Raw genomic sequence first — 8,619 nt, forward strand, 5'->3', positions numbered from 1 at the left:
TGTGCAAAAAGTAGAGGATGGTGGCGTAAATTTGTTCTAGAGATAGATTGGTATAAATATTGGCAATTGCTTCGGCGGATTGATGACGGTAGATATATTCATACAAGATAGTTTCTATGCCGACTCTTGTGCCTTTGAGTCGAATGTCGTCGGGGGATAAAAAGGTAAAGTAGTCTTCGAGTTTCATGGTTCGTTACTTTTTGTTACTTTTGGGATAGGAGAATTTTTTGCTGTTATGGGTTCTTCTACTATAGCAATTGTAGTCTTCAAAAACTAGGGAAATTACGTTTTTTGATTTCTGCGATCGGTAATAACAATGTCTCTTCGATTTCTTCTCGCACTTCTCGTGAAATATAACGGCATTGATTCAGACAGTCAACGAGTAAAAGATTCGCATTGCTATAATTTTTAAAAAGCATCCATTGCTGTTCGCTCAATATACAACGATGACCAATTCCTCTATATTTAATTATAGTATTTCTGAGTTCTCCCGCCCATTCTAGTCTTTGCTTATTTTCCCATATTTTTTCCATTTCTAAGTCTCTAGATAATAATTCAGGAGTTTTATTTTGAAGAGATTGTAATTCTTGCTTAAGATTCAGATTTTTTGCTAAATTAATAGCCAAACTGAATTCATCAAGAAAAATTCTTTTTTGAGTATTGTTAACTGCATTTTCAAGGTTGGTTGAACGATTGTAATCAATGAGAAATCTCAAATCATTTTTCATTGTTGGATCGATTGCTGCATCAAGTCCTATCAAAACATCTTTGGCAACTTTTAGTTGGAGTTCTGTATTATGTTTTTCAACAAGATGTAGCGAGTTAATTAGGCTAAAATCTAGTCGAAACTCCTCTTCAAGGTTTTTTGTATCAGCTATAAAATGACCAAAATCATCAAGAACACGAGCTAGATAAAATGCACGAATAGCGGCTTTATCATATTTTGAGCTTTGAGAAATAATTTGAGTTTTTTCGTAATTCAAATTTAAAATTTTTTGTATTTCAGAATCCTTGGAAACAATTTGATGGATATGTTGAGACATCATTTGCAGAAAATTACTAGAATCCCGTAACATTTCAACAGTGAGTAAAAAAACTTCTCTCCATTGGCGATCGCTAATTTTAGTTAATAGTTTCATAAATCCTTCTTCCATCTCCTTTGGATTAGAACTATTGACGATCGCCTGTGCTGTAAAATACTCGTGAAAAGTTAGATGAGAAAAAGAGTAGATATGTTTAAATCGTTCGACTAATATCCCATGTTGAGCCTCAATCGATTTTAACACGGCTTCGCTGTCTAATTGCAACTCTTTGGGATCGGTTTGAGCATCCGGTAAACTGCGAATATAATCAACAATATACTGTTCGACTTCTCGTTGTGCAAAGAAATTTTTACCTTGCTCAAATGTAGTTAAAGCAATATTGCTCAACAAATCTTCTCTTTGTTGTGTCGATAAATCCTTGTAGATGGGATCGCGTTTAATTCCTCGCTTAGAATCCCACTTTTTCAATAGTAATTCTAATCCTTCTTTATACAAAGCAGAACGATGTTTGGGAAAATCTCGTAACTCCTCAAAAACCAAACAAAGTAAAGTTAATAACAAAGGACTACTAGCAAGTTCCCAAGTTGCTTGTTCTCCTGCCAATTTTTCTTTAAATTCTTGGATCAGTTTTGTGGCTTTTTCTGGAACTCGCGTTTGAAACCATTTGTGCGAAAACTCCTCAATTTGCGCTTGCTTAAAATCGGCAACTTCTACCTCTGTAAATAGCTCAAACATATACTCTTGTGCAGCAATGCGACAAGTCATAACGTACCAGTTTTTCTCAAAAGTAGTATAGAATTCTCGAATTTTATTGTTAACGCGATCGCTATTCTCTTTATTAACTTCATCCAAACCATCCAATAAAATCAAGGCTTTTCCTTGTTTGAGAACTTCTAACAATTCCTGTTCTTTAATCTGACAATTTTCTAACTTCTCTTGTAGATAAGCAAATAAACTGGGATAGTTTTGATCGGCAAAATATCGCAAAGTTACAAAAATTGGCACGCGATCGCTTTGAAATTTCCCTCCATTACATTGAATCGCTAAATGCTTGAGAAATGTTGTTTTTCCTGCACCGGGTTTCCCTAAAGCCAAGAGTTTATTATGTCTTTCTACCGCTTCCATGCCAGGAACTTCTTTTTCTAAAATTGCACCCAAACCGAGGCGATCGAATTTCTCTGGATGAACTTGTTTTGACAATTGTTCTGGATCGAATCGTTGATGAACTTTCTTTAAAATATTAACTTGAGTATAGATATCATCAAGACCAATGGGACATTTCATATCTAAAACTCGCATTGTACCACAATCTTGTTCGATTTTGTGCGAAACATTTCGCCGAACTTTTTGTACAAGTTTCTCTATATCTAATGATGTATTTTGCTGCTTCATTGCCTTCACAATCGCACTTTTTAAGTTGCTTTTTTTTACTTTTTCGCCGCAGGTTTGTGAAAGTTTTCCCAATAATTGAGAAGCGCGGTTTCTCTGCAAATGTTCCAGAGTAATTCCCGGTACTAATTTATGAATTTCTTTGTAGCTTTTTCTCTCCCAAACACCACGAATAATATCTCGATCGATATCATCTAAAGAGACAGATAACTCTTCTAGAAACTGAATTGCTGTTGTAGAATCAATCATTTTTTTGCCTCGATGCTGACTGAGATAATGATAAATATCTTTGCTTAAAACTCCACCTGCGATCGCAGCGATCGCGGCGATCGCCGCAGGAAGTCCCCCTGTAAGTCCAGCAGAAGAGACAACAATAACCCCGCATAACCAAAATCTTGTTTTGCGATCGCCAATATCTGGAATGTTAATCATAGCCGATACTGAAATTTTTCTGGTTACTTTGCATTCTAATCACTGCAATAAGAAGCGTCAAGATACCAGCAACTAAACTGTATATCCTGTATTAAGCTGTATTTTTTGGTGCGATCGCCCTGCCAAAAAGTGTCGCTTTCCAAAAAAATTAAAATACTGTATTTTCCTGTATTGTTCTGTATTGATTTTCCTCTCTATCAATTGACAAAATAAGATTAATGATTGGAGAGAAATAATGGAAAAAAGTCATATTATTATTGCCTTCGTAACGCAAGCAATCTTCTTGATAGGTGAAATTCCGGCCGCAGGATATTTATATAGATCGGGCTTTACGATCGCCAGCCTAACCTATCCTTGGTTTTGGATTTTTACCGTTACGAGGTTCATTGGAATTGCTGGACAACTTTATCTCTGGTCTGAAACTCAACTGGGCTTAGTTGCTGCGTTGATGGGAGCCTGTGGCTTAATTGCCAGTAATATTTTAGGACAATTTCTACTTCATCAACCTCCTCTTTCTTTAACCCAGTATATCGGATTAGGCTTAATTGTGGTAAGTTTATTACTCCTAACCGCTAAATAAGCCTTTTCTCATTTTTGGCTTGTTACAGAAGCACAGAGAGGAATTTTATGTACCTGGAACATTGCAACTCTTTAAATATTTGTAACTTTTTACCAAATTTGAGACAATGCGATCGCCAAAGATTGATAAATTAGCTCAAAACCGATATTGTTTTGGCTTTTCACGCTCCTGAAACTCGTAAATTTACAGAATTTGCGATCGCATAAATTGCTATTGGGCGATCGCACTACCTTAATTATAGTGGAGAATGCTCTTTGTTGTTGGCTAAAGTGATATTGGCAATCTCTTCGCTTTCTTGTGCAGATGCGATCGACTCCAATTGATGGGGATAAACTGTTTCTACCCCTAATGTTTCCATAAATGCCCCTGTTTCGTCTTGAGATGCAGAAATCCAGTTTCCGCGATCGTTGTATTTCACCCAGTCTCCAAACAGTTCAACCATATACGCTTCACCATTTTGAAACACTTCAACAATTGCACCTACTGTTCCTTTTGGTGCAATTCCTCCATCTATTAAATTAACATCTTCAGTGAGTTTTACCTCGTCAAATAATTGAAATACAATCATGTTAAATCTCCTATGCGATCGGGTACTGCGGTAACAAATCTAGCGACATTTTCATTAAATAGGGCTTGCTGAAAAAGCCGACATAGCGATTCTGAAGGCTATACAGCATATACAGTGGTAGTTTCATCGCTGCGATCGCCAATCCAGCCAGAAATTTTCCACGAAAATGCAAGAGTTTTGAGTGGCTATGGGCAAAAACCTTGAACTTTTTTTGCGAAAAAAAGCTGAAAACTCTTATCTGGCATGGCTTTCACACTTATGCAGCAAGCCCTAAGTATAATCGAATATCCGAATTATGAATATTTTTACTATGTTTGCCTCTATGATGACAATCTCAAGGGTGAATGTGCCTCAAATCCTCTCTCTACACTGTGCTTACCTCAATGGTACTTTTTCTTAGAGCCATTTTTGCCCACGTGATGTTTTTACAAATTTGAGATGCACCCCTCTCTCACTCCTCTTCCTGTTTCAATTTTTGTACCTCCTCAAGACTCAATCCTGTTTTCTGGCTAATCATTTCCTCATCCAAAATATCCAATAATTCCTTAGCAATTTCAATCGCTTTTTGTTGCTCTCCTTTCTGTATTCCTTGCTGCATCCCTTGTTTTAATGCTTTTGTAATTACATTTTTTTGATCGTGAATAAACATTTCTCGTTTCTCTAAATCTTCCAACTCATCTCGATTAAAATTGGCTTGATTGGCAATTTCAAACGCTTTCATGATTTCAGGAACTTCTCCCATATTGGTCGGAATATCCTGTAATCGTCTTGCATTTTTGAGGAAGTAAATCCACTTTTCTGTCACATTTTCTAACTGTTCTAAGTGTTTATTGAATTTTGGTAACTCTACAAAAACTAACTCGAAATCATAAACCAAATAATCAACTAGATAATCTCTTTCTTTGAGAATAAACCGCGAAATAAATTGCTCTAAATCGGGGAACATTTCAAAATCTGTAATTGTTAAAGCAATGACTGGATTCAATAAATTGTAACCTTCCCCTGTATTGAGTTGAATGGAATAGGCTTTTGCTGCATTATAAAGGATTCGCTTCTCAAACCCTTCAACATTTAACACTTGCATTTCAATAATGACGGTTTTATTACCCGTAATCTTCGCTTTAATGTCTAAGTAAGTATCTTTGATTCCCCGGATTCTCGGTGCTTGATAAGGATTGAGAATCTCTAAATCCTCAATGGTGGGTTGACCTTCGTAGAGAATACCATTGAGGAAACTAATTAAAATATCTTTGCTCTGTTCCGAACCAAAAATCTTTTTAAAAGCAAAGTCGGTTTTAGGATTAATAAAAATCATAATATTTAATTTGTTTTTAGTGATTTATTTGGAGATTTTCTCCTGTATAGCTTTTGAGTCAATTTGATATCCAGTAATCTTGATGTCAGGGTGAGCAGGCTCACCCTTTTTCTTATCTTAACTAACTCACCACAGAAGGCTGCTTGCTAAAGAACATTTGCAGAACCTTCTCAGAAATTTGCGAACCCGTTAAGCCCAAATCAGCCTTAGACTCATTGGGAGAAGCGTGATCCACCAAAATATCCGGTACCCCAAACCGCTTCACCGGAACGAGAATATCATTATCTAACAGAGACTCCGCTACAGCAGAACCGAAACCCCCCATCAAACAGCCCTCCTCTAACGTCACCACCTTGCCAATACGCCGCGCTAAAGGCAAAATCAACTCCGTATCCAAAGGCTTGACAAAACGGGCATTAATGACCGTAGCAGCCACTCCATGTTCGCTCAACATTTCCGCCACCTGCATCGCCGTCTGTACCATTGTGCCGTAACCCAACAGTAAGATATCGTCACCACTGCGGAGAATCTCCCCTGTACCGATGGGAATGGCTTCCCAACCATCTTCCATCAACGGTACGCCAACCCCATTACCCCGAGGATAGCGCATGGCGATCGGTCCGCTTGTATGTTCGATTCCCGTCACCACCATCCGTTGTAACTCCGCCTCGTCCTTCGGTGCCATAATGGTCATATTGGGCAGACAGCGCAGATAGGCAATATCGTACATCCCTTGGTGGGTGGGACCGTCAGCGCCAACAATACCCGCCCGATCCAAACAGAAGAAAACTGGCAGATTTTGAATGCAAACATCGTGGACGATCTGATCGTAACCCCGTTGCAGGAATGTAGAGTAAATTGCCGCTACCGGACGCATTCCCTCACAAGCCAAACCCGCGGCCAATGTTACCGCGTGTTGTTCCGCAATTCCCACATCAATGTACTGTTTGGGCAGTTTTTTCTGGAACTTATCTAGCCCCGTCCCCGTTGCCATTGCTGCCGTAATGCCGACAATTTTGGGGTTGCGTTCTGCTAGGGTGGTGAGAGTATGGGTAAACACTTTCGAGTAACCCGGAGGTGTGGGTTTATTGGAAGGATGGGCTTTACCTGTTTTCAGATCGAAGGGTTTTTGCGCGTGATAGCCTACTTGATCTTGTTCGGCGATCGCATAACCTTTCCCTTTCACTGTCGCGACGTGAACGAGGACGGGGCCTGGCATTTGATGCGCTTGTTTGAAGGTGGAGATTAATTCTTCTAAGTTATGTCCGTCGATGGGTCCAAAGTATTTAAAGCCTAATTCTTCAATGACTGCACCGACTTTGGAGACAGATAAGCGTTTCATGCTGTCTTTGAGGCGTTCCATTTCTGGGGAAAGCTGGTCGCCAACGAAGGGAAGGTGTTTGAATTGTTCTTCCAGGGTGTCGCTGAGAAATTGGACGGGGTTAGAAAGGCGAACTTTGTTGAGATAGCGAGAAATTGCCCCCACATTGGGAGAAATTGACATTTCGTTGTCGTTGAGAACCACCATGATATTAGTATTGGGCATATGTCCCGCATGGTTGATGGCTTCGAGTGCCATGCCTCCGGTTAATGCCCCATCACCGATGATCGAGACAACCTTAAAATCTTCTCCTTTCATGTCCCGCGCCATCGCCATACCCAAACCCGCCGAAATACTGGTAGAAGCGTGTCCGGCACCAAAAAAGTCAAATTTGTTCTCGCAGCGCTTGAGATAGCCCGCAATGCCATTCTTTTGCCGCAGGGTGTGAAAGTGGTTGTAGCGTCCGGTGAGCATTTTGTGGGGATAGGCCTGGTGGCCGACATCCCAGAGAACTTTATCGCGATCGAGGTCGAGGGTTTGGTAAAGGGCGATGGTTAGTTCTACTACTCCTAAACCGGGTCCGAGATGTCCTCCACTAGCGGCGATGGTTTGTAGATGCTTCTCTCGAATTTGCTTGGCAATATTCTCCAGTTGTCGGAGAGATAGCCCGTGCAACTGATTGGGATGGGTTAGTTCGCTTAGGTGCATACAATCTTATTGGTAAATTTTCGTAGATTTTGGACTAACCCACAGAATAATCGATTTGTTCTGAAGGCTGTCGTCTTTCGCTACAATCCTTAAAGACTCGATTCGCGATCGCTACTTGATTCGCGATCGCCCTGTCTGAGATAAAACGCGAATACATCGATCCCTAATCATTGATAATTAATATGGAAGTTGCGATCGCAGATGAAGCCATCAAACAGAATCTCGAACAATTCCTCATCGTCCTCACTGTTTCTCTTAGTGTTGCCACGATCTCGCGATTATTTAGCTGGCTTCGCCGCATCCCCTATACTTTGTTATTGGTCATCGTTGGCTTAGGATTAGCATTTGTAAATGTTCGCTTGGTCAATCTCTCTCCCGAACTGATTCTCGAAATTTTTCTCCCTCCGTTATTATTTGAAGCAGCATGGAATATTCGCTGGCGAGATCTGAAAGATAGTCTTCTCCCTGTCGGCTTTTTTGCCGTTTTAGGGGTGATTATTTCCATTGTTGGGGTGGCATTTCCTGTCAGTCAATTTACGGGTTTATCTCTTCCCGTCGCCCTGTTATTGGGGGCCAGTCTTTCCGCAACAGACCCGGTTTCCGTGGTCGCCCTTTTCCGAGAATTAGGGGCGGGAAAGCGCTTAACAACAATAATGGAAGGAGAAAGTTTATTTAATGATGGTGTCGCCGTTGTTGCCTTTCTTTTATTGGTGGGTATTCCCCTGGGGGTGAGCGAATTTTCTGTCCCTGCTACCATTTCTCGCTTTGGCATCTTTGTCGGTTTAGGGGCAGGTGTCGGCTGTTTGGTAGGATATGGCATTTCCTATTTGACCCAACGCTTTGATTTTCCCCTTGTGGAACAATCTCTCACCCTCGTTTCTGCCTACGGAACCTATCTCATTGTGGAAGAATTGGGGGGGTCTGGAGTCATTGGCGTGGTGACGGTAGGATTGATTTTGGGGAACTTTGGCTCCCGCATCGGTATGAATCCCCGTACTCGGCTCATTGTCTCGGAATTTTGGGAATTTTTGGGCTTTTTTGTCAACTCGATTGTTTTTTTGCTGATTGGCGATCAGATTAATTTTTCCAGTATTGGCAAGAATTTCGATCTTATTTTAATTTCCATTGCTTCGGTGGTCCTGACACGGGCGATCGTCATTTATGGTTTGGGAAATTTTAGCAATCTTCTCGGTGGCACTCATCTCAATTGGCGACAATTGACGGTATTGTGGTGGGGAGGTTTGCGCGGTGGGGTTTCCATCG

The 8,619-nt window shown here is 40.5% G+C and carries 8 protein-coding genes and 1 pseudogene; 3 read left to right on the forward strand and 6 right to left on the reverse strand.

All coding sequences use genetic code 11. The annotated features are described in order from the left end of the window. A partial coding sequence (locus VB714_RS13590) for a DUF433 domain-containing protein (RefSeq protein ID WP_323225014.1) occupies positions 1 to 187 on the reverse strand: 187 nt, incomplete at its 3' end. Between the two features lie 79 nt (positions 188 to 266). After that, positions 267 to 2,864 (reverse strand): NACHT domain-containing protein, encoded by a 2,598-nt coding sequence (locus VB714_RS13595; RefSeq protein WP_323225016.1) that lies wholly within the window; start codon positions 2,862 to 2,864, stop codon positions 267 to 269. A 235-nt stretch (positions 2,865 to 3,099) separates the two neighbouring features. On the opposite strand from VB714_RS13595, the gene VB714_RS13600 reads away from it, so the two are divergent. Both VB714_RS13600 and VB714_RS27440 read left to right on the forward strand, forming a co-directional pair. Next, the gene (locus tag VB714_RS13600; RefSeq protein WP_323225018.1) at positions 3,100 to 3,444 is read left to right on the forward strand and encodes a hypothetical protein; all 345 of its coding nucleotides are present in this window, start codon (positions 3,100 to 3,102) and stop codon (positions 3,442 to 3,444) included. 140 nt (positions 3,445 to 3,584) lie between these two features. Further along, positions 3,585 to 3,650 (forward strand): annotated as a pseudogene (locus VB714_RS27440) (XisI protein); the annotation flags it as partial. 29 nt (positions 3,651 to 3,679) lie between these two features. On the opposite strand, the gene VB714_RS13605 reads toward VB714_RS27440, so the two are convergent. From VB714_RS13605 to VB714_RS13620, 4 genes are all read right to left on the reverse strand, one after another. After that, positions 3,680 to 4,012 carry a DUF4926 domain-containing protein gene (locus VB714_RS13605; protein WP_323225019.1) on the reverse strand — a complete coding sequence of 111 codons (333 nt, stop codon included), beginning with the start codon at positions 4,010 to 4,012 and terminating at the stop codon, positions 3,680 to 3,682. Between the two features lie 451 nt (positions 4,013 to 4,463). After that, positions 4,464 to 5,327, reverse strand: a complete 864-nt coding sequence (locus VB714_RS13610; RefSeq protein WP_323225021.1) for an Rpn family recombination-promoting nuclease/putative transposase — start codon at positions 5,325 to 5,327, stop codon at positions 4,464 to 4,466. A gap of 121 nt (positions 5,328 to 5,448) precedes the next feature. After that, entirely contained in the window at positions 5,449 to 7,356 is a 1,908-nt protein-coding gene (gene dxs, locus VB714_RS13615) for a 1-deoxy-D-xylulose-5-phosphate synthase (protein ID WP_323225024.1), read from the reverse strand. Positions 7,357 to 7,390: 34 nt separating this feature from the next. Continuing rightward, complete coding sequence (locus tag VB714_RS13620) at positions 7,391 to 7,513, reverse strand: hypothetical protein (RefSeq protein ID WP_323225027.1); 123 nt, start codon at positions 7,511 to 7,513, stop codon at positions 7,391 to 7,393. Positions 7,514 to 7,538: 25 nt separating this feature from the next. Here VB714_RS13620 and VB714_RS13625 point away from each other — a divergent pair. Continuing rightward, a partial coding sequence (locus tag VB714_RS13625; protein ID WP_323225029.1) for a sodium:proton antiporter occupies positions 7,539 to 8,619 on the forward strand: 1,081 nt, incomplete at its 3' end.

The sequence above is a fragment of the Spirulina sp. 06S082 genome, assembly GCF_034932145.1.
Lineage (GTDB): Bacteria > Cyanobacteriota > Cyanobacteriia > Cyanobacteriales > Spirulinaceae > CCY15215.